The organism is Pseudacidovorax intermedius (genome assembly GCF_001476815.1).
GTDB lineage: Bacteria > Pseudomonadota > Gammaproteobacteria > Burkholderiales > Burkholderiaceae_C > Xenophilus > Xenophilus intermedius_A.
This window is the reverse complement of record NZ_LDSL01000278.1, coordinates 1-540: the sequence shown is the minus strand read 5'-3', so window position 1 is coordinate 540 and position 540 is coordinate 1. Positions and strand designations below refer to the sequence as shown.

Sequence of the window (540 nt, the reverse complement as noted above, 5' to 3'; positions counted from 1 at the left end):
GGCTCGGGCACCCGTCCGACCTTGGTGGAGATCACGAACTCGTCGCGCGGGCGGCTCGCGAGGCGCGCGCCGAGGCGTCGCTCCGAGAGACCGAGCCCGTAGTGGGGGGCGGTGTCGAAGTACCGGACACCCCCGTCCCACGCGGTGTCGACCGACTCGTCGACCTCTGCCTCGGTCGTCTCGCGATACAGGTTCCCGAGTTGAGCCGCGCCGAGGCCGATCTCGGTGAGCAGTGTTCCGTGCCGCAATGCACGAGTGCGCATGGTCGCCTCCTTTTCCCCCAGCCTACATCACATTCATCAGATGACTAGGAGGAATCGAGGGCTCAGAGCCACACATCGACGAGGAATCGACGGAATAGATCAGTTCTTTTTGCGGGGCTCCGCCGTCGACGCCCGCTCCACGAGGTTCGGGGCCGGGTCGGTCACCACGACGTCCGCGCGAGCCCCCGACGCGAGGTTCTCAACCACCGCTCGCAGCGCCGTCGCTCCCACCTCGCGCAGCGGCATCCGGACCGTCGTGAGGGGTGGCCACGTGTGC

General features: G+C 67.8%; 2 protein-coding genes. Both read right to left on the bottom strand.

Features of this window, described 5'->3' with window-relative positions:
* On the bottom strand, positions 1–263 hold a 263-nt coding region (locus tag NS331_RS25225), incomplete at its 3' end, for an aldo/keto reductase (protein WP_193758223.1).
* 99 nt (positions 264–362) lie between these two features.
* On the bottom strand, positions 363–540 hold a 178-nt coding region (locus NS331_RS27465; RefSeq protein WP_193758222.1), incomplete at its 5' end, for a substrate-binding domain-containing protein.